We start from the raw sequence: 20,738 nt of genomic DNA, 5'->3' as shown, positions 1-20,738 counted from the left end.
GAAGAATAAGATGAGTCAAGATGTGGAAAAGCAAATAAATGAATTTAATCATGAATTACGGATAGTATTTGAAAAACAGGATCGAAATCAAACAGAGATTCAAATCCAGAGACAAGCAGAAATGGACTTTCACGAATTGAGAAATCGAAATAATCGTTTATTTAATAGGATTTTAGAAACATGGCATGGTGATAAAGATGTTTCTCATTTTTTTATGAATAAGCTTCAAGAGTCGCAAAATATTGAGCGGAAATTAACATTGGAATTGGAAAATCAAAAAGAAACATTACTTAAAGAAAGACGTAATCTTATTGATTTAGAAACCGACCTTACCTATCGGCAACAGCGATTAAAAAGGGAGGACAAAGTATGAGTTTAAATATGTATTTAGGGGAAGTACAAAATCAGACCCAAAGCATGAATGCTGTATGTGTCGCTACTATCCAAGCTATGGAGCAAGCAATCCAATCAATTGATACCTTTGCAACTGATACGGTTTTGCAAGGACAAACATATAGTAGTGCAAAAATATTTTTTGTCCAAACTTTTCGTCCTTTAGCACAAGGAATTATTTATTTATGTGAGGAATTGATTCATCAAAATGATGCGTTTCCAAGCGATTTTCAATCACAAGTTGCTTCCACAGATGTCATCGAACAAGAAATAAGAGAGCAAATTCAAGAAATTAATCGAATGGTCGCAAGTATAGAAGCGATTAGTATTGCTACAGTATTGCCTGGAATAGATGCCATGGTTATTGTTTTAGTCGAGATGAGAAAAAAACTGCAAGAAAAATTAGAGCATCTATATGAATTTAACTATACGTCCAGTAATAACTACCACACAGCTCTTCAACTTGTAGCTAGCCTTACTGCCGGCCTTGCTGAAGTCCAAAGTGGAAAAGGATTTAGTCCTGTAAGTGGTACGTTTAGTACACAAGGATTAAATATGGATTGGACCGTTTCGATCCAAGAAATTGCTGATGAAAGAAAACGTCAAGTTGATAATCTTTTAAAGGAAGGATCAATGGAAGAGGGAGCGGTGTGCAAGAAACCTCCTGAAAAATCTACTTCTGAAAAAATTATAGATGGTATTTTAGAAGGTACGGGTCAAGCAGTTGAAGATACAATAGATGGTGTTGTGGCACTTGGTAAATGGGAAACATGGGAGAACATGGGGTACGCTTTTACGCATTTAAATGAAACCTTACCTGCTATGTGGAACACATTATCAGATTCGTTTATTAATGATGTAATAAATGGAGACGCTGAAAGTCGTGCTAAGTGGGGAAGTTATGCTTTTACACAAATTGGACTTATTGGTGATAAGGGGATAAGTAAAGTCACTACATTAGCAAAAGGAGCAAAATTCTCTACAGGAATGTCTTCTTTCGTAAATAAATTGCCACTGACGGATCGGTTGGCATTTGCAGGTGCAAGTGGATTTGGAAGCAATCAAATAAAAACATTTGAAGTTTTACGCAAAGCTCGTGAAACATTTATGTTTTCCAAAACTAGTGGAAGAAGTAAAGTTAAAGATGTTCAAGAAGTAATTCAGGAATATGCAGATAAGGTTCTTGATAGAGTAGAGGTGAAAAACGAATATCCTGATTCTTATACAGCATCTCAAAAATTACGTGCAGAACTTAAAGATGCAGGAGTTGACACACCTCCATATCCTAATGCGGCACATCACATAGTACCTTGGAATGATATTAGGGCTGTGGAAGCTCAGGAATTATTACAAGAGATAGGGATAAGTTATGATGCTGCGGTCAATGGGGTGTTTTTACCATATAAAATAAATGATTATGTAACTACTGAAGTTTTACATATAGGTAGCCACTCAAAAGAGTATATAAGAGAAGTAACAGAAAGATTGAATTCTGTTATAGAAATGGGTGGTACTCAAGCTGATATAGCTGAAGTGTTACATGGGATAAGAAGAGATTTATTAGAGGGTAATTTGCGATTAAATGAACCCAAGAAATAACTATATAAATGGCAATAATAAAGGAGAATATATATGAAGATTTGGCAATTAAAAAGCTCGACTGATGATTATGAAACCTTTCAATTATTGAACTATGAAGAGGATAAAAAATATTTTAAAACTGGTTTTAATTCTATGGTAAGTTTGTCAGATTCGTGGACGCCTAAGTTTATTGAGGTAACAGATGAAGGGAAATCAAGCGATTCTCCTATTTTTTGGGGAAAGTCTGGTGTACAAATAATTAGTGAAAAAGCCAAGAATGTTTTAGAACCTATAGTAGGAGATAATATTGAATTTTTACCATTAATTCATAAACAAACAAACAAAAAATACTATGCTATGCATGTTTTAAGGGTGTTGGAAGCACTTGATACTAATAAAACAATCTTTGATAAGTTAAGTTCAGGTTTAATAATAGGATGTAAAAAATTTGTATTTATTCCTTATGTTGTCCAGCACGAACCGATTTTTAAATTGAATATAAATGGGAAGGTACATCCTAACTATCTTTTAGTATCAGATCAATTCAAAAATGCAATTTTAGACAGTGAATTAAAAGGTTTTCAATTTACTGAAGTGTGGGATTCAGAAGAGGGTGCGTAAAGAAATTTAATCTAATTTAATTAGATTAGTAATGTGAATCCATATCTAATAGAGTAAAAAATAAGAAGCTTATGCACTTGTATAAGCTTTTTATTATGAATAAGTATAGAAAGTGATGGTAATTTATATTCAAGATATATTTTAGAATCACAAAGTAAATAGTAGTAAACGATTTTTTGTTACGTAATATTCTATTTTACTTTAGAAGATAAAAGAATAGTTAAGGGGAATAAGCATGAAAATATGGGTATTAAAGAGTGTATTAGATAACTATGAGTCTTTCCAGTTATTAAATTTTGAAGAAGATCACAAAAAATATATTGATGGAAAAATAAATTCAGTAACTCATTTAGCAAATTCATGGGGAAATATATATATAGAGTGTATTGAAGGAGATATTCATAGTGATTTCCCTAAATTTTGGGGAGGAACTGGTGCTCCAATGATTAGTGAAAAAGCCAAGCAAGTACTTGAACCTTTAATAGGTGATAATGTTGAATTTTTACCACTCTTACGCAATTCAACTAGTGAGGTATATTACTTGGTCCACGTGTTGAATGTACTAGATGCGATTGATGGTGATAAAGCAATCTTTAAAAAACTGATTACAGGCCTTATAGTAGGCTGTGAAAAGTTCGCATTTGATTTTAATATAGTTCAAAATGAAATGATTTTTAAAGTTTACATAAATGGAAAAATTCATCCGACGGTTGTCTTTATTTCAGACGAGTTGAAGGCTCTTATTGAACAAAGTGAATTAAAAGGTTTTGAATTTATTGAAGTATGGGATTCGGAAGAGGGGGACTAAATAATCTAATAAGATGCCCCTATATCTAATAGAGTAAAAAATAATTAAATTCAAGAAACTTACACTATCGAAAAGAAATTTAACTATTAAATCTACCATATGCATAAGTCAATTATAAGATCAGGGGAAATTCGAAAATATGTAAATATTATACATTTTTGCAAAAGACATTCATTGACACTTGTGTATATAAGTAACTATACTCGTTACATCAAATTGAATACATTATAATACGATTTCATTATTATGACAAACATGTAAATATAAAAATAGAAAATCTCAATTTGATAAATACAATGGTAGAGGTGTTTATTTTAATGAAGCACAAATTAATTGCAACAGGTATCCTTGCAGGAGCTATATTATCCTATTCTTCAAATGTTTTAGCAGATACTCATAAATTCCCTGACGTTCCTACATGGGCTGATAAGTCCGTTAACTATTTAGTTGATAAACAGGTATTGAATGGTTATCCAGATGGAACTTTTGGTTCGAGTGACTCATTAGACAGAGCTTCGGCTACAAAAATTATGACAAAAGTTTTAGGTATACAAATTGATCCTAATGCAAAACCATCTTTTACAGATTCACAAAATCACTGGGCTACTGCTTATATTGCTGCTGCTGAAAAAGCTGGTATTGTTAAAGGGGAAGGTAACGGAATCTTTAATCCATCCGGAAAAGTAACTCGTGCTGCTATGGCTACGATGCTAGTAAATGCATATAAACTACAAAGCACAGCAAATCATAACGAGCAGGTTAGATTTGAAGATTTAAAAGGTCATTGGGGAGAAAAATATGCCAATATTTTAATAGATTTAAAAATTTCTAATGGTACCGAGAACGGTTGGCAACCAAATAGATTTATAACACGTGCTGAAGCTGCTCAACTTACTGCAAAAACAGATATGTTACAACAAAATTTAAACGATGAAAAAGAGGTTATTACTGCTACCTCATATGAAGATTTAAATTTAACAGTGGCTTCGAAAATTACAGCTCAAGAGATTGATAGTTTTATTGCGAAATATCACTCGGATAGTCCTTTAGTTGGACATGGGCAAGATTTTATCAATGCGCAAAATCAATATGGCGTGAGTGCTCATTATTTAGCAGCGCATGCGATTTTAGAATCTGGATACGGAAAATCAGAAATCGCATATCAAAAACATAATCTATTCGGTCTACGTGCATATGATGGAGATCCGTTTAAATATGCAAAATATTTACCAAGCTACGGCGATAGCATTGCTTATAACGCTAATTATGTACGAGAAAGATATTTAGAAGAAAGTGGTATGTATTATAACGGCCCAACATTAACTGGCATGAATGTGAAATATGCATCAGATAAAGGCTGGGCTAAGAAAATTGCGGGTATTATGGAACGTATTAAACCTTTTCATGTAGAAGACTATACATATGCAAAAAAATTACCAAAGAATCCTGAAACATTAGATGTCGACGCGTTATCGAATGAAATTCCATATAAAATGTATGCAGACGGTTCAAGCTCAAATGTTGTATCATCAGCTGCTTACTACCAGGTACCTTATCCATTTAATTTAAAAATTAAAAGTAGACCAGATGTAGCTGTCGAGGAGAATAAAGTTGGTACAGTAACTCCTGGAACAACCATCTTTATTTATCGTGAAGATCCGAATGGATGGGTAGAATTCTCTTTTGAAGCTAATGGAGAAAAATATTGGACATTAAAAAATAAATTAAGTATGTAATTAAAAAGATCTATTTCATTAGTTTTAATCGTTTAGATTTTAATCTCATATAATTGGGAGACAAGTTTTTTACTTTCTTAAAATAAAGTTATGTATACAAGAAAAGTTAGAGAATTATTTTCTCTAACTTTTCTTCGCTAGTATTTGAAATTAAAAAGATGGATGCAAGACCAAGACCACAAAGTAAGTCGTGGAATCGTTGATTTTGCAACGGATAATAATATTTCTGTCATTCGATTAGAGCAACTAACGAACATTAGACAGACGGCACGAACAAGCCGTAAAAACGAAAAAAATCTACACACTTGGTCATTCCATCGTTTAGCACAATTCATCGAGTACAAAGCGACATTAGTTGGCATAAAGGTTGAATATGTGAACCCTTCTTATACAAGTCAAACATGTCCGAAATGTTCTGGAAAAAACAAGGCGCAAGACAGAAAATACAAGTGCCAATGTGGGTTTGAGAAACATCTTGATATCGTTGGGGCGATGAATATTCGCTACGCAACTGTGATTGGCGGTAATAGTCAATCAGCCTAAGAACCTATAAGGTCTGTCTTAGGAGGGGGGATGGCACACCCTCATCTTGAAGGCTGTTCAAAACAGAAATGGACTGCGAATGCTTAGTCATTCAAGAATCCCATCCGTTACACCGTAAGTTATAGGACTTGCGGCTTTAGCCGTGGGAGTGTCAAAATGAGAAGCTAATAGTGAATATTTCAAGAGTAGCCATATATTCTTCTGAACAAACTGTTGTATAAAGCTTAAGAATTCTTAAGAACTTTTGCCCTTTTTTCTTAAGGTTTGGACTCTAGAGTATAATTATGAATTCAAACCAGTGGGGTAATTAAACATGAAAACAATTCGCTTTCTTATTTTTGTATATAATGAACTAAAAATTAGTTGGTGTAGCCTCTTCCGAGTTCAAGGTTTCTTGGAGACAAATTGATTGAAGAAGCTGATTTGAAAAAAAGTAAATTATATTGTCAAATATGGACTAAGTACAGGTGTATTCACGGGAAAATTAATTAAAAGCAAAAGGAAACTCATGTATTGTAGATGGTTCAGCAGTAAATATTGAACATTAAATTAGGGGGAAACGATATTACTTGTATCTATTATGTTATTTCATATCTTCCGTTTGCAAGTTTATAAAAAAGAGAAGATAGAAATGTTTCAACTGCTTATGTCTGTAGTTTTTCAATACGAAAAAAATGTGGAGGAATCATATGGAGTCAAATATTCTTATTGTTGATGATGATAAAGACATTAGAAATCTTATCTCTGTATATCTTGAAAATGAAGGCCTAAAAACTCAAAAGGCAGAAGATGCTATAGAAGCTTTACAACTGTTAGAAGAAAAGGAATTTGATTTGATTATTTTAGATATTATGATGCCGAATATGGATGGCATTGAAGCATGTATGAAAATTAGGGAAGATCGCAATATGCCTATCATTATGCTATCTGCAAAATCTGAGGATATAGACAAAATTCAGGGCCTAGCCTCTGGTGCAGACGATTATTTATCAAAACCGTTTAACCCACTAGAATTAATTGCTAGGGTAAAATCCCAATTAAGAAGGTTTAAAAAATACAATACGGCCATAGAACATAATAAAAGTATTCTAGAAATTGGTGACTTGACCGTGAATACAGATACTCGTCAAGTATGGGTAAGGGGAAAAGAAACAAGGTTAACTCCAAAAGAGTTTGCTATTCTCGAACTACTCGCCCGCAACAAAGGGATTGTCCTGAGTGTAGCAAAAATATATGAAGCAGTTTGGAAAGAAGTTTTTTATAAATCAGATAATACCGTCATGGTGCATATTACAAAAATAAGAGACAAAATTGAAGAGGATTCTAAACATCCTATTTATATTAAAACTGTCTGGGGAATTGGGTATAAAATATGAAGAATGTTAGTTTCAGAAATAAGATCATTATAAAACTTCTTGGTGCTGTTGCAGTTAGTTTTTTTGTTTCATTTGGTTTAACAATCCTTATGGTGCTATACGTCATAGATCCATTATTTAAAAAACACGAAGAGTTTGGTATGTTTGAATTCAATTTATCATTGTTATTCTTATTCTCGTTCGCAATTTTTAACTTTATAGTGATTTTTTTGATATTGGTCCGAAAGAAAATAGCATATTTGAAGCTCATTTCTGATAATGTGAATGATATTGCCAATGGAAAACTGGGTTTGACCATTGGGATTAAGGGGAAGGACGAATTGACCCAACTTGTTCAAAATATCAACTATATGTCCAAGGAATTGGAAAATACATTTGAACAGGAAAGACGATTAGAACGTACAAAAAATGAACTCATAACTAACATATCTCATGACTTACGCACACCATTGACATCTATTATTGGTTATATAGATTTATTAAAAAGAGGACAATACGAAAGTAACACACAATTACAGGAATACCTTGAAACCACTTATTTAAAATCAAAGAGATTGAAATATTTAATTGATGAACTGTTTGAATATACCCGTTTATCAGGCATCGATGTTAAGTTAAACCTTAATGAAGTTGATTTATCAGGTTTGTTAGAACAAATAGTTGGAGAATACATTCCTATATTTGAAAAGGAGGGTCTAATCGTTCAAAAATCAATAACGGAAGAAACAATACCTATTTTCATAGACGTAGAAAAAATGGTACGTGTTTATGAAAATCTGTTTATGAATGCGATAAAGTACAGCATGAAACCATCCGAATTATCTATATGTCTTGAACTAATAGGTAACAAGGCAATTTTGAAAGTATCAAATAAAGTTGAGAGACCGCCTGTTAGCGATCCAAATAAATTGTTTGAAAGGTTTTTCAGGGGGGACAAGGCAAGAAAAGGTGATCAGGGAAATGGACTGGGACTTGCTATTTCAAAAAGAATTGTTGAACTTCATCATGGTAATATACATGCAGAATATAAAGATGGTTGGATGTCTTTTATTGTTGAACATCCAATTAGATAGAAAGCTTATGGAACTACAGGTTCCATAAGCTTTTTTTAAAACTTAAGAAATCTTAAGGATTTTACGGGGTGTTTCCTAATTTTCATAGTTTATCATGGGTGTATTCAAAGTGATGAGGTGAGTGAAGAAGATAAAAGGAAAGATTTCATTGTAGCTTAAGGGTGGAGGTAACATGTCTATTTTGTTAGTAGTAAACAAATTTAGTAGCTTATTGTAATGAAATAAAAAAATGTAGGAGGATATAAATGATAAAACCGGTTGTAGATGTAAAGAACATTCAAAAATTGTACGGTAAAAAAGGTGAGAATCAATCACACGCATTAAAAGGTGTATCATTCTCAATTCAAGAGGGAGAGTTTGTTGGTATTATGGGGCCTTCTGGTTCTGGTAAAACAACATTATTAAATGTAATTTCAACGTTAGATAAAGCGACAGGCGGCGTTGTTGAAATTGCAGGAACGGATATTACGAGAATGAAGCAAGGTGAACTTTCTGATTTCCGTTCACAAAAGTTAGGATTCATTTTCCAAGATTTCAATTTATTGGAGAATTTATCTATTTATGAAAATATTGCACTTCCGCTTTCTCTTCAAGGTGTTCCATCACGTAATATTGGACCGAAAGTAGAAAAAGTAGCTGATATGTTAGGGATTACAGCGATACTTCAAAAATATCCTTCTGAAGTATCTGGTGGACAAAAGCAACGTTCCGCAGCAGCACGTGCGTTAGTTCATGAACCAGCAATTATTTTGGGAGACGAGCCGACTGGAGCTCTAGATTCTAAAAATGCAACGAGTTTACTTGATGCCATGACAAGCTTAAATAAAGAGCAAGGTGTATCCATTATGATGGTTACGCATGATCCTTACAGCGCAAGTTACTGTCAACGTATTTTATTCATTCAAGATGGTGAGCTATATAAAGAAATTTATCGCGGTAGTACACGTGAAGAGTTCTATAAAGAAATTTTAGACGTGCTTGCAAACTTAGGTACACAAAAAGCGTAAGGAAGGAAGTTCAATCATGTTATTTAAGCTTTCCATGTCAGGCCTAAAAAGTAAGTTGCAAGATTACATTGTCTTACTTGTTGGTCTGATTGTATCTATTTCAACTTTTTATATGTTTCAAACATTAGCACTAAATAAAGCGTTCCTTGAATCCAATCCACATGCTAATACGGTTGCAATTGCATTCCAAATCGGTTCCTTTCTATTAGCGATTGTAACGTTTTTCTATATTTTATATGCAAATTCTTTCTTATTATCAATTCGCCAAAAAGAATTTGGTATGTACATGATGTTAGGGGCAAAAAAGTATAAAGTTACCTTACTTATGTTTATTGAAACAATCGTAATAGGTGCCGTATCTCTTGCAATTGGAATCGCAGTTGGTACAGGGCTTGCAGAAGGTATTGGTCAGTTATTAATGAAGCAGTTGGAATTCTCTAGTGAAGATTATAAAGCATTTTATATTCCATCTATGACTGTTACTTGCCTCTTTTTCTTTGCACTATTTATAGTATCAGCAATCATGAATAGCATGAAGTTCTCTCGTATTTCTGTATTACAACTTGTACATGCAGATGCAAAAACAGAGCGTATCGCTGTAAAAGGAAAAATGACAGGTGTAGTTGCATTCCTTGGTCTGATTTTGCTAGGTATTGGGTATGCATCACTGATCCATATAGCGCATTTACAGGGAAAAGAGCTATTAACTGTACCTAAATTCATGGGTATTGGATTAATCACAGCAACAGTCGGTACTTACATGTTATTTGGATCACTTCTCCCAGTTATGCTTAACAAGATAAAGAGTAATAAAAAACGTCGTGAAAAAGGGCTGAATGCTTTTACTTTTGCACAATTGAATTTCCGAATTAATAGCCTAACACGGGTGCTTGCAACGGTAGCTATCCTAGTGGCTCTTGGCGCTGGTGGAATTGCGTGTGGTATGGCATTTAAAAATAACGTTCTAAAGACGACTGATAAAGAAAAAGTTTACGATTCAGTCGTTCATAATCCAACAGCGGAAGAAAAGAAAATTTTGAGTGGAATCTTATTTCAAGAGAAGTTTGAATATCGCTACAAAGTAGATGATCAGTATGTGTATTATATAAAAGAAGATGTAGAGAAAAATCGTCCTTTAGCACAAGATAGTGAAAATAGGAAGATGATGAAAGTTTCAGAGGAATTTCCTAAGGATGCATTTAAATTGCCAAAACAACTGTATAAACTGTATAACGATGATACGAAAACAAAACAATGGAAAGAAGCTTTCTTCACAATCCAGCCAAGTTATATGTATCCTGATCATGAAATAAAAATTATAGACCAAAGCATATACGATAGTATGAAGGATAAAGAAAATACTGTGTTTATTGGGAAAACAGATGATTTTGGAGCACATTTAAAAGAATGGAAAAAACTTGATGAATTACAGGTAGCGAAATATAAAAATGTGAAAGCGGAAGAATTAGGTAGTACGTATCAAATGTATAATCTGAGTCATGGTATGGCCAGTGGATTCATGTTTATGGGCTTCTTCGTTGGAATTGCGTTCTTAGCAATGATGGCAAGTTGCCTAATGTTTAAAATTCTATCTGGCGCATCGAAAGACAGCACACGTTATCAAATGCTTCGTAAAATTGGTGTCCGCCGGGGGGTATTAACACAATCGATTTATAAAGAGTTATTCTTCATATTCTTAGTACCGGCAATTGTGGGTATTGCTCATATATTAGTTGGTATGAACATGTTCGGTCCGCTTTTGATTGATCCGTATTTCCGAATTTGGTTGCCACTTGTCATTTTCGTAGTGATTTACTTAATTTACTACTTGATTACAGTTCAATTGTATAAAAGAATTGTACTTCCGAAAGAAAATTAATGCAATGATATTATTGAAGTGTGGGATTCGGAAGAGGGTGCCTAAATAATCTAATTTAAATAAATTATTGATAGGCCCCTATATCTAATAGAGTAAAAAATAAAAAGCTTAAGCACATTGAAGTGAACTCGAATATTAGTAAATGATAAAAACATCACCTGAATTCGCATTCTAATCTTTCTCGTTTTATTTTTTTGCAATGATGAATGAGGAAGAATGCTTACCATGTTTTAAATTAAAATTATATTGGCTAACGTAAAGAATACCAATCATTTACACAAGTAAATGATTGGTATTTCTCTTTAATATTGCTAAGTATTAACTACGAGCAGAATACTTTATCATTTTAGCCAAGAAGACTCCTTCCTCTAGGAGCGTGAAGGGTCACAGCCCAGTGAGTAGGTGGGAGATGAATTGGCTTCGAACAAGGGATGGCAGGAAGCCATCTTAATTGTTCGACATACAGAAAGTGTTACTCGACTACCTATCGAATGTACGTTTGGTGTATAATAGTCTTATACCGAAATGGAGGTGAATCAAATAATGATGAATAAAGCCTATAAGTTTCGTATCTATCCAAATCAGGCACAAGCAATTCTAATCAACAAAACGATTGGATGTTCTCGCTTTGTATTCAATTATTTCCTATCCTTATGGGATCAAGCATACAAAGAGACAGGAAAAGGCTTGACCTATGGTACATGCTCTGCCAAACTACCTGTCATAAAGAAAGAGCTTGTTTGGCTAAAAGAAGTGGATAGTATTGCGATTCAGTCGTCTGTTCGCAACCTTGCGGATGCTTATACACGCTTTTTCAAAAAACAAAACAGCGCACCGCGCTTTAAATCTAAGAAGAACAACGTACAATCTTATACGACAAAACAAACAAATGAAAACATTGCCGTTGTAGGGAACAAAATAAAGTTGCCGAAACTAGGCCTTGTTCGATTTGCCAAAAGTCGCGAAGTAGAGGGGCGTATTGTAAATGCTACGGTTAGACGGAACCCTTCTGGTAGATATTTTGTGTCACTATTAGTTGAAACAGAAGTACAAGAACTTCCGAAAACAAGTTCTTACATTGGAATAGATGTAGGACTAAAAGATTTCGCTATTTTGTCAGATGGAACACACTATGAAAATCCGAAGTTTTTCCGATCATTAGAAGATAAGTTGGCGAAAGCACAGCGTGTGCTTTCTAGAAGAATGAAAGGATCTTCTCGCTGGAATAAACAACGAGTAAAGGTAGCTAGAATTCATGAATACATATCCAATGCTAGAAAAGATTACTTGGACAAAATTTCAACTGAAATCATCAAAAACCACGATGTTATCGGTATAGAGGATTTGCAAGTATCGAATATGTTAAAGAATCATAAGTTAGCAAAAGCAATTAGTGAGGTATCTTGGTCGCAATTTCGATCCATGTTAGAATACAAAGCAAAATGGTATGGCAAACAAGTCATTGTCGTATCGAAAACATTTGCTTCCAGCCAATTATGTTCTTGTTGTGGGTATCAAAATAAAGACGTTAAAAATCTAAACCTACGTAAATGGTTTTGCCCTTCATGTCAAACACATCATGATAGAGATATTAACGCAAGTATCAATCTAAAGAATGAAGCGATAAGGCTTCTAACCGCAAGGACTGCGGGGTTAGCCTAATCAATTAGAGTTCGATAGAACTCTTTACTTAGGAATCCCTCACTTCTAAACGAAGTGAAAGTGGGGGTAGTTCAATTCATTCTTTTTTTCCTTATAATTCGATCTTGTAATCGCTGTTGTTCTTTTATCAGTCATTCCTACATAAGCGTTGGATATATTGCAGGTTTGTCCAGACTGAAAAGAGCTTATTAAACCATCCATTATTCGCATTCTTCTTCATATATTTGTACCACAATTATTTTTTTGTTGTTAAAACTAGTTTTTAAGAAGCATATGCTTTAGCAACTGCAGAAATTCTGTATCACTTTTATCATCTTTTATATAATCCTGTTCGTAGTTAAAAATCATTCGTACTAACATAAAAGCTGTAAGCGGTAATGGGACCTTATGCAAAGCTCCTTGCTGATAACCTTTTTCGAGCAAATTACTTATCATGTTAATTGCTTCTTCTTCAGATTGTTTAAAACAAGTTGTAATTTCAGGTGAATGGTACTCTTTATATTCTTGAAAGAGTGTAGAAACAAACGGATCTTGATGATATTCTAGGCTGATATAATGAAGAATTTTTTGTATTCGAAGTAAAACATCTTTTTCTTCTTTATATAAATTAAATAATTGTGAGCGTTTAAGCTGAATATGACGCATATAGCAGTCGCATAATATTTCAGTTTTATCTGTATAGTAATAATAAATAGTACCTTTACCAACTTTAGCTGTCTTTGCAATTTCATCAACCGTCGTGTTACGGACACCACGCGTAGAGAACAGTATTGTGGCAGATTGAATGATTTTCATCTTTTTATTCTCTTTTTCTAATTTGATCATTGTCTACACCCTATCCTTGATATATTTAGCGAAGTTTTCGGCCTTTACATACTGTATAAGTTCATTTGTAATTTTGTAACTCCTAATAGAAAGTCCTCTATTTGTTTCTTATAGAATAACATACACCATTCTTATTTCTAGTATATAACTATAATAGAATGCAACTTTATAACCTAGGGATAAAGTTGAAAGTTTGAGGTAATAATTTTTATAATCGGACGATGAGAATTCAAGTGAAAGGGGACAGTGATTTCTTTCTTGAGTGAATTATTTGATTTTTTATTTAATTCATTTTATTATATAAACATGACTAAAAGATGTTTTTAGTCGGATTTTTTTTACGGAAAACCGACTGATATTGGATTTTAGTCGGTTTCTATACTATTTGAGAGAAGGTAGACACTATGTGTGGAATTGCAGGGTGGATAGACTGGTCTAAAGACCTGTCTCATGAACAAGAAACGTTAAAAAAAATGACAGATGCTATCATTCACCGAGGACCTGACGCAGAGGGGCATTGGTTTTCAAAACGAGCGGCATTAGGTCATCGACGTCTCATCGTCATTGATCCTGAAGGTGGCCTTCAACCTATGCTCTATAAAGATGGAAATGATACAATTGGCCTTACGTTCAATGGAGAGATTTATAATTATCAGGAATTACGTAAAGAACTTGAGGAGAAAGGTCATGAATTTCAGACCAAGTCGGATACAGAGGTATTACTACACGCTTACTTAGAATGGCAAGAAGATTGTGTTCAACACTTAAATGGGATTTTTGCTTTTGGTATTTGGGATGAAAGATTTGGGAAATTGATGCTTGGTCGTGATCATCTAGGTGTGAAGCCTTTATTTTTTGCTCAAAGGGGAAGCGCAATTCTCTTTGGTTCAGAGTTAAAAGTTTTACTTTCGCATCCACTTGTAGATGCTGAGGTAGATAAAGAAGGACTTTCTGAAATATTCTGCCTTGGACCAACACGTACTCCTGGTCATGCTATTTTCAAGGATATACATGAAGTGCGTGCTGGCCATTATATGACGTTTACCTCTAATGGCTCGACTACGACACAGTATTGGAAACTTGAAAGTAAAAAACATGTAGATGATATTGATACAACAGTCGAGACAATCCGCTCCATTTTACAAGATACGGTTAAACGTCAGTTAATTGCTGATAAACCAGTGGTATCTATGCTTTCCGGAGGTTTAGATTCCAGTGGTTTAACAGGTTTAGCAGGAAACGAATTTGGGAATAAAGGGGAACGTCTTCATACATATTCTCTGAATTTCATCAATGATGAAAAAGACTTTGAGCAAGACTTCCTTCGTTTTGATCGTGATGAACCTTGGGTGAAACGTGTGGCTGAATATGTAGGAACAAAGCATCATTCTATAGAGTTAGGATCAGATAGTTTAATAGAGTATTTATTAACTCCAATGCGAGCGCGTGATCTACCTGGAGTTGGAGAACTAGAAACGTCTCTTTATTTGCTATTTAAGGAAATGAAGAAAGACGCAACAGTTGCCCTTTCAGGCGAATCCGCAGATGAAGTATTCTCAGGGTATCCATGGTTCCATCAAGAGAAGTTTCTAGATGCAGAGATATTCCCTTGGAGTGTTAATTTATGGTATAGTACAGAAATTTTATCAGAGGATTTTAAAGCGAAGATTAGCCCTGAAAAATATCAAAAACAAAAATTTGAAGATGCAGTTGCTGAGGTTCCCTTTTTAGAAGGTGAAAGTGATCTGCAAATGAAGCAACGTCAAATGTCTTACATGTTTATTACACGTTTCTTGCCATTTATGCTAGAACGAAAAGATCGCACAAGTATGATGAATGGCTTTGAAGTACGAGTTCCATTTTGCGATTACCGACTTGTAGAATACCTATGGAATGTCCCATTCGAAATGAAAAGCATAGACAATATTGAAAAAGGTATTTTACGTAGAGCTTTTGAAAATGTACTTCCAGAAGATGTACGTTATCGCAAAAAAAGTGCATATCCAAGCACTAAGGATGCCTCTTATCTACAAGGTATTAGTGATTGGATGTTACATGTGTTGAACAATCCTGAATCACCTATTTTGCCATTAATTAATGTAGAAAGAGTTCGTGCTATTGCAGAAGGAAACGACGAAGTAATTTCAGGTAATGATGCAAGAGGTATAATAGATTATTTACTTCAAGTTAATAGTTGGCTTCAGGAATATAATATTAAATTAGTATGGTAGATGTAATTTTCAAATAAAGAGAATAGCTGAAACATTAATGACCTAAGTAAACCGCATTTCCAATGGATTAGATAGTTATCTAACAATTGGAAATGCGGTTTTATAAAAAATAATAATATGTTTATAAATGTAAAACCTACGGAAACTTTTCCTGTGGGTTTTTTAAGTAGTTTTTACGAAATTATGAGTGTTTTTTATTTTGTATTTCAATAAGTTCATCTTGTACCATTTTTATATAATATTCTTTTTCTGTTAGTTCAAATATAAATAATGCTTTTTTCCAGTTATAAACAACATCTTCTACATTGTGTTGTTTAATCTTTAATAAACACTGACCTTTTAAATAGAATAGTTCACCTAATAGGTATAAAGTATTTAGATTAATTGCTAATTTGATGCCCCTATCAATGTATTTTATTGCCTCTTCATGTTGATATATGAAGTCTAAACATTTTGCTAAATTGAAAATGATTTTTAATTTAATTTCTTTATCTCTAGGAAGATCTAACTTATTAAAATTAGTTAAACATCTTTTTAATATCTTAATACTTTTTTCATATTCTTTGTTTTCTCCATGAAATATAGCCATTGTCTGCATAATATGTATTTCTCTTTCTGATAAAAAATCAGAATTGGTTAAAGTTAGTTTTAATGCATGATTTAAAAGAGTTAAAGCAGTTTTTGTTGATCTATTTACCTCAAATATAGCGATCGCTTCATGCCATATTAGAAATTGTTTCTCTTCTTTTGTTTGAAAATTATTTAAGTTTTTCTCTTTTTTTACTATTTCATAAAGTTCTTTATATTGTTTTTGCTTTAAGCAATCTTTTATTACATATTTTACATTTTCTGTATATTTTAATCTTTTGTTTTGAGTTAGTGCAAATATATGATTCGGATCAATGCCAAGTCTTTCTGATAATTGATATAACAATATGCTAGATGGATAAATCACACCTTTTTCGATCTTGCTAATTTGACTTTGTGAACAAATTCCATGACACAATTCGGATTGTGATATGTTTTTTTTTATTCTAAGTTCTTTAATGGTAATACCCAAATCGTTAAATTCCATTTTTTCACCTACTATTTAGCACTGTATTAGTATAAGAGCTTTCTCTAACTTTTAATGTAATGTAAAATTAATATATTTACAATTATTATTTGTTTTAAAGGAATTACCGTTTCCATAGGATGGTGAGGCTTTTATTATGTACAAAAAAAGACACCCTAAGGTGCCTTCCTCCGACTTGAACCACGTTCATTTAGTATAAACTTATCCGTATTATCCCTTTGTTATACGTGTAAACACACCCTATAAAACAGAATCGTCTATATACACCAGATTGTTAGTTTACAAAGTACAAGAGATTTGAGATCAGTATTAGAGTGACGCGACACCTTCCATAATGATTGGTATGTTACGCCTTTCAAAAGAATCTGCTTTATAGAATGTATCCACGTTTATTATTTTACTATATATAAAATTCATTCGGTGTATTTTTTCCAGATATGTATAATTGCATAAAGTTGATGGGAAAATCAGAGTATAATTTGGATTGTGTAATAAAGATAAGGCCCACCTACGGAAATAGGTGGGTTTTTGTTGGGTATTACTATCTCATTGCACACAAGGGAATTTCTATTAAAATCATAGCATATTTTTATAGTTCTTATATTGAGAAATAAAGAAAAGACACCCAAATAAGAGTGTCTTTTCCCATAGTTTTTTAGCAGAAGCAACTGCATCCGATAATGATTAAAAGTATAAAGAGTACAACGAGTAAAGCAAAAACGTACTATTCTACATTATCTGAATTAAAGGTAGCTACGAAAAATAGAAGTATTCCTGACCTTGTAAAGAAAGGTATTGTAGATCGAGAAGGAAATGGATTTACTCCAGGTGATGATGATACATTTTATGTAATGTTCACATTCGTAGATAGCGGTGAAGACCAAAATGTATTTCAGGGAGATGCATTGAAATTAAATTGAACGTTTAATTCCATGCAAGCAAGCGGTGAAGAAAAGTAAGTGTAATAAATTTGTATACTCTATGTTTAAAATTGTAACAAGAAGCATAAGATGGCCGTTTTGATCAACTTATTCCTTTTTAGTTTGCGGCCAACGTATGCTTTCGACTCCGTTGAATAATTAGGTAATCATCTACAAAAACGTATAGTATACAATTAAAAGAACTGTTTTAAAATTGAGGAGTTTATCGTGAATGGTAAATATTCTCATAAATATATGGGCGAGAAAACTGATGACGATTTCCTTTTTTTTAATACATCGTAAAATATATTTTACGATGTATATTGTTGTATGTTGGAGAGTATAGGAATATTAAATAATTATCCTGCTTTTGAGATATCTTGAGGGGATTTTACTCGTAATGTGGAAGAAAAACAGTTTTGGAAGGTGCTCAATTATATACCATATTCATTGGTAAGAGAGAGAAAAGAAGTAAAGAATCATGAATGAAAAGGGGGGGATATACTATATTACGACAAATGAAGCCTTTGTATATGTGAAGTAGAAAAAGTAAAAGATTACCTGTAAAGGGTGGTTGAAACTTGGTCTTACTATTTATTTTTTTAATCTCTTTTTAGAGTTCAACTATTTGTACTAGCTATTCTATAGGAGTAAGGTTTAAAGCACGAAAATAAATTTCGGTATTATATGTAATGAGTTCTTCTTTTTTATGAACAGATAAACCACTTTGTAGGATAGCTGTAATATTGAACTACTCACCACTTAACGTCCTAACGGACTGTTTGAAGTGGGAGATTCCTGCGAACACCGATGTATCCATCAGTTATCTTAGCAGGCTCTACCCGCAGTCCCTACGGTGAGAACATAAGTATCTTGTACGCTGACTCACCACACTCCCTACTTTAGCTTGGTTTTCGCGATTTTGAGAAGCGTGGGGCGATAGAACGTTGAAGATTTTACGGTTGCAACGTTTTTCTGCAACCAACCTCATATCTTCAGTTTTCGAAGAGCAATCTGTACAAGTAAATGATAGCAAATATGTTGGCTTATGCCAACCGACATTCATCTCCCACCTAAAATTGGCGTTTCACACCTTCACATTTTTGAGGAAGGAGTCTTCTATCGGAAAACGATAAAACTACTATTTTATAGGAATACATTTCCGAATGATCTATTACCATCAATTTAATATTTTTCAAGTTTCCCAAAAACTGAAGTAATTACTAAAGTCTTTATAAGGAAATAGAAAGCTTTTTAAATCTTGACTAATATCTTCTAGATTCCCATATATATTATCTGCTGCTAAATTAATGTCCTCATTAAAATTATATAGCTGTTCATCTACATAACTGAATCCCTCACAGCAATTATTATGTATCAAATTAGATATAAATGGTTTTATTTTCAATACATTTTCTTCATTTAGGATAAATTTATCCCATAACAGCCCCAGTATTATTTTTACGGGTAATTTTTTATCATACGTTCCTTTTACGTTTTTTAATTTAGGTACGATGTCAACCAACTTATCATTACTAGATAGAGAAACTTCTATAATTTCAATAGAAGGGCTATCTAATGCTTCAATTGTCTGATCAGCCCAATCAATTATTTCAGTTTTTGAAAATAAACCAATTTGTAACCCTATACTCAGAACCTCAGCTATTATTTTCATATTATCCATATATAAAACTCCTTAGATTTTCTGGTAATTATACATCGCAGTAACCTAAATTTCAAAAGGTTGTTGCTAGTATGCAGTAACTAAAGGGATTTTTAAACCTAGGATATCTCCACATTGTTAGCAAGATAAAAAACAAAATCTCTCCTAAAACGAAAAAAAGATGAACAAAATAATAAAAAAGGCTCATTTCTATTTCTTTTTTAGATTCCATTCCTTAGTAAAAGAACTTAATAGATGAAAAGGTTAGATTGCACAATTAATTGGGAGATACGTACAAGTAACTTTGAATCTCTTGAACAAATAGTTCTAATTTATCATATACAGAAACAGACATAAAAAAAACATCCTTTCCTATGATTCTACAGAAAGAATGGCCTGTTTTAATATTTGTAGGATAGTTTTAAATACAAAAATATAGAATTGTGCAACTTATAAATGACTTAATGTAAAATATATATTGCATTTATGTTATTAATAATTTAATATATAAAATATAAGATTTATGGTATGAAGTTATGTTTACAAGTGAGGTGTATTTAATGTCCGTAAGTAAAGTGAAGTTTGCAAGGGTTGAAAAAGGTCTGACCCAACAAGGGTTGGTCGATATTGTAAATGTTACACGACATAACATTAGTATTATTGAAAGTAATAATTATAACCCTTCTTTAAACCTTTGCATTCATACAGCTAAAACACTAGATAAAAGTTTAGATAAATTATTTTGGGAGGAATTTTAAAATGGAAAAACTAAAAAAATGGTTTTCACTCAGTACACACCCAGATGAAAGAATTCAACAAGTCGAAATGAAAATTTGGGCTCAATCTGGAATTATTGTCCTACTTATAGCTTTTGTTGATTTTGTAATAAGAGGAGCATATCTACACCGTCCATTTTTAGAATGGGCTGCTTCATTAGCCATTATAATTTGTTATATGATATTCGTTTTTATTAAGTCTATTCTAACTGGTGTCTATGAAACGGATATTAATAATAAAGAACAATTAAAAGAAAAATTAAAAGAAAAAATGAACAATACCTTTATTTTTTGTTTTGTCGCAATAGGTGCTACCACATACAAATATAACTTACCTGAAGATTTCGTTGGATGGTTATCAGTAATAGCAAGATTTATTATACTTTTCGCTTTCTTATTTGGTATTCAATATCTTATTACAGTATTAGCATGGAAGAAATCAAATAAAATTTAATAAGTATAGACAAAAAAGCTTATCTTTTAGCACTTAATGATAAGCTTTTTATTATTTTTTTCATCTTTTTTCGTTTTGGTGTACAATGAATTTCTTAGCTTGATAGCGATGGGAT

General features: G+C 32.8%; 16 protein-coding genes and 3 pseudogenes. 15 read left to right on the top strand and 4 right to left on the bottom strand.

The genetic code is table 11. The features are described from left to right. Positions 1-10: 10 nt before the first annotated feature. The 11 genes and pseudogenes from ACXKY9_RS31870 (at position 11) to tnpB (ending at position 12,679) form a co-directional block, all read left to right on the top strand. Positions 11-373, top strand: a complete 363-nt coding sequence (locus tag ACXKY9_RS31870; protein WP_016090514.1) for a DUF3958 family protein — start codon at positions 11-13, stop codon at positions 371-373. Next, the gene (locus ACXKY9_RS31865; protein WP_016090515.1) at positions 370-1,992 is read left to right on the top strand and encodes an AHH domain-containing protein; all 1,623 of its coding nucleotides are present in this window, start codon (positions 370-372) and stop codon (positions 1,990-1,992) included. Before ACXKY9_RS31870 ends, ACXKY9_RS31865 begins: the two co-directional genes overlap by 4 nt. A 33-nt stretch (positions 1,993-2,025) precedes the next feature. After that, positions 2,026-2,595 carry an imm11 family protein gene (locus ACXKY9_RS31860; protein WP_000708212.1) on the top strand — a complete coding sequence of 190 codons (570 nt, stop codon included), beginning with the start codon at positions 2,026-2,028 and terminating at the stop codon, positions 2,593-2,595. A 235-nt stretch (positions 2,596-2,830) separates the two neighbouring features. Continuing rightward, on the top strand, positions 2,831-3,403 hold the full coding sequence (locus tag ACXKY9_RS31855) for an imm11 family protein (protein WP_016090516.1): 573 nt from the start codon (positions 2,831-2,833) through the stop codon (positions 3,401-3,403). A 317-nt stretch (positions 3,404-3,720) separates the two neighbouring features. Further along, positions 3,721-5,139 (top strand): S-layer homology domain-containing protein, encoded by a 1,419-nt coding sequence (locus ACXKY9_RS31850; protein ID WP_016099961.1) that lies wholly within the window; start codon positions 3,721-3,723, stop codon positions 5,137-5,139. 147 nt (positions 5,140-5,286) lie between these two features. After that, positions 5,287-5,682: pseudogene (locus ACXKY9_RS31845) on the top strand (RNA-guided endonuclease TnpB family protein); the annotation flags it as partial. A 689-nt stretch (positions 5,683-6,371) separates the two neighbouring features. Next, the gene (locus tag ACXKY9_RS31840) at positions 6,372-7,058 is read left to right on the top strand and encodes a response regulator transcription factor (protein WP_016090519.1); all 687 of its coding nucleotides are present in this window, start codon (positions 6,372-6,374) and stop codon (positions 7,056-7,058) included. Further along, positions 7,055-8,131 carry a HAMP domain-containing sensor histidine kinase gene (locus tag ACXKY9_RS31835; RefSeq protein ID WP_016090520.1) on the top strand — a complete coding sequence of 359 codons (1,077 nt, stop codon included), beginning with the start codon at positions 7,055-7,057 and terminating at the stop codon, positions 8,129-8,131. The genes ACXKY9_RS31840 and ACXKY9_RS31835 overlap by 4 nt, the downstream gene beginning before the upstream one ends. A gap of 245 nt (positions 8,132-8,376) precedes the next feature. After that, on the top strand, positions 8,377-9,138 hold the full coding sequence (locus ACXKY9_RS31830; protein WP_016090521.1) for an ABC transporter ATP-binding protein: 762 nt from the start codon (positions 8,377-8,379) through the stop codon (positions 9,136-9,138). Positions 9,139-9,154: 16 nt separating this feature from the next. Next, a complete protein-coding gene (locus ACXKY9_RS31825) occupies positions 9,155-11,017 on the top strand; it encodes an FtsX-like permease family protein (RefSeq protein WP_016090522.1) in 1,863 nt (620 codons plus the stop codon). A gap of 543 nt (positions 11,018-11,560) precedes the next feature. Further along, positions 11,561-12,679: an IS200/IS605 family element RNA-guided endonuclease TnpB gene (gene tnpB / locus ACXKY9_RS31820; protein ID WP_016085166.1), complete on the top strand. Its 1,119-nt coding sequence runs from the start codon at positions 11,561-11,563 to the stop codon at positions 12,677-12,679. A 255-nt stretch (positions 12,680-12,934) separates the two neighbouring features. On the opposite strand, the gene ACXKY9_RS31815 is transcribed toward tnpB, so the two are convergent. Next, positions 12,935-13,504: a TetR/AcrR family transcriptional regulator gene (locus ACXKY9_RS31815; RefSeq protein ID WP_000593069.1), complete on the bottom strand. Its 570-nt coding sequence runs from the start codon at positions 13,502-13,504 to the stop codon at positions 12,935-12,937. Positions 13,505-13,908: 404 nt separating this feature from the next. On the opposite strand from ACXKY9_RS31815, the gene asnB reads away from it, so the two are divergent. Continuing rightward, positions 13,909-15,735 (top strand): asparagine synthase (glutamine-hydrolyzing), encoded by a 1,827-nt coding sequence (gene asnB / locus ACXKY9_RS31810; protein WP_016097404.1) that lies wholly within the window; start codon positions 13,909-13,911, stop codon positions 15,733-15,735. A gap of 181 nt (positions 15,736-15,916) precedes the next feature. Here the strand turns inward: asnB and ACXKY9_RS31805 are convergent, their stop codons facing one another. Together ACXKY9_RS31805 and ACXKY9_RS31800 are read right to left on the bottom strand one after the other, a co-directional pair. After that, positions 15,917-16,810, bottom strand: a complete 894-nt coding sequence (locus ACXKY9_RS31805; RefSeq protein WP_016090527.1) for a helix-turn-helix domain-containing protein — start codon at positions 16,808-16,810, stop codon at positions 15,917-15,919. A 655-nt stretch (positions 16,811-17,465) separates the two neighbouring features. Further along, positions 17,466-17,528, bottom strand: a pseudogene (locus ACXKY9_RS31800) (YjcZ family sporulation protein); the annotation flags it as partial. Positions 17,529-17,538: 10 nt separating this feature from the next. Here ACXKY9_RS31800 and ACXKY9_RS31795 point away from each other — a divergent pair. Then, a pseudogene (locus ACXKY9_RS31795) lies at positions 17,539-17,730 on the top strand (TasA family protein); the annotation flags it as partial. Between the two features lie 1,195 nt (positions 17,731-18,925). Here ACXKY9_RS31795 and ACXKY9_RS31790 read toward each other — a convergent pair. Beyond that, on the bottom strand, positions 18,926-19,414 hold the full coding sequence (locus ACXKY9_RS31790; protein ID WP_000369592.1) for a hypothetical protein: 489 nt from the start codon (positions 19,412-19,414) through the stop codon (positions 18,926-18,928). A gap of 539 nt (positions 19,415-19,953) precedes the next feature. Here ACXKY9_RS31790 and ACXKY9_RS31785 point away from each other — a divergent pair. Beyond that, positions 19,954-20,151 (top strand): helix-turn-helix transcriptional regulator, encoded by a 198-nt coding sequence (locus ACXKY9_RS31785; RefSeq protein ID WP_000116660.1) that lies wholly within the window; start codon positions 19,954-19,956, stop codon positions 20,149-20,151. 1 nt (position 20,152) lies between these two features. Then, positions 20,153-20,623, top strand: coding sequence for a DUF6773 family protein (locus tag ACXKY9_RS31780; protein ID WP_000413130.1), 471 nt, complete (start codon positions 20,153-20,155; stop codon positions 20,621-20,623). Positions 20,624-20,738 lie beyond the last annotated feature (115 nt).

Source organism: Bacillus sp. 2175 (genome assembly GCF_057812155.1).
Note: the sequence above shows the minus strand (reverse complement) of the source record. Positions and strands in the feature narration are given on the sequence as shown.

What these genes read in the sequence shown, in the direction of transcription:
- ACXKY9_RS31870 (WP_016090514.1), top strand. Translation starts at nt 11, where the DNA reads ATGAGTCAAGATGTGGAAAAGCAAATAAATGAATTTAATCATGAATTA.
- ACXKY9_RS31865 (WP_016090515.1), top strand. Translation starts at nt 370, where the DNA reads ATGAGTTTAAATATGTATTTAGGGGAAGTACAAAATCAGACCCAAAGC.
- ACXKY9_RS31860 (WP_000708212.1), top strand. Translation starts at nt 2,026, where the DNA reads ATGAAGATTTGGCAATTAAAAAGCTCGACTGATGATTATGAAACCTTT.
- ACXKY9_RS31855 (WP_016090516.1), top strand. Translation starts at nt 2,831, where the DNA reads ATGAAAATATGGGTATTAAAGAGTGTATTAGATAACTATGAGTCTTTC.
- ACXKY9_RS31850 (WP_016099961.1), top strand. Translation starts at nt 3,721, where the DNA reads ATGAAGCACAAATTAATTGCAACAGGTATCCTTGCAGGAGCTATATTA.
- ACXKY9_RS31840 (WP_016090519.1), top strand. Translation starts at nt 6,372, where the DNA reads ATGGAGTCAAATATTCTTATTGTTGATGATGATAAAGACATTAGAAAT.
- ACXKY9_RS31835 (WP_016090520.1), top strand. Translation starts at nt 7,055, where the DNA reads ATGAAGAATGTTAGTTTCAGAAATAAGATCATTATAAAACTTCTTGGT.
- ACXKY9_RS31830 (WP_016090521.1), top strand. Translation starts at nt 8,377, where the DNA reads ATGATAAAACCGGTTGTAGATGTAAAGAACATTCAAAAATTGTACGGT.
- ACXKY9_RS31825 (WP_016090522.1), top strand. Translation starts at nt 9,155, where the DNA reads ATGTTATTTAAGCTTTCCATGTCAGGCCTAAAAAGTAAGTTGCAAGAT.
- tnpB (WP_016085166.1), top strand. Translation starts at nt 11,561, where the DNA reads ATGATGAATAAAGCCTATAAGTTTCGTATCTATCCAAATCAGGCACAA.
- ACXKY9_RS31815 (WP_000593069.1), bottom strand. Translation starts at nt 13,504, where the DNA reads ATGATCAAATTAGAAAAAGAGAATAAAAAGATGAAAATCATTCAATCT.
- asnB (WP_016097404.1), top strand. Translation starts at nt 13,909, where the DNA reads ATGTGTGGAATTGCAGGGTGGATAGACTGGTCTAAAGACCTGTCTCAT.
- ACXKY9_RS31805 (WP_016090527.1), bottom strand. Translation starts at nt 16,810, where the DNA reads ATGGAATTTAACGATTTGGGTATTACCATTAAAGAACTTAGAATAAAA.
- ACXKY9_RS31790 (WP_000369592.1), bottom strand. Translation starts at nt 19,414, where the DNA reads ATGGATAATATGAAAATAATAGCTGAGGTTCTGAGTATAGGGTTACAA.
- ACXKY9_RS31785 (WP_000116660.1), top strand. Translation starts at nt 19,954, where the DNA reads ATGTCCGTAAGTAAAGTGAAGTTTGCAAGGGTTGAAAAAGGTCTGACC.
- ACXKY9_RS31780 (WP_000413130.1), top strand. Translation starts at nt 20,153, where the DNA reads ATGGAAAAACTAAAAAAATGGTTTTCACTCAGTACACACCCAGATGAA.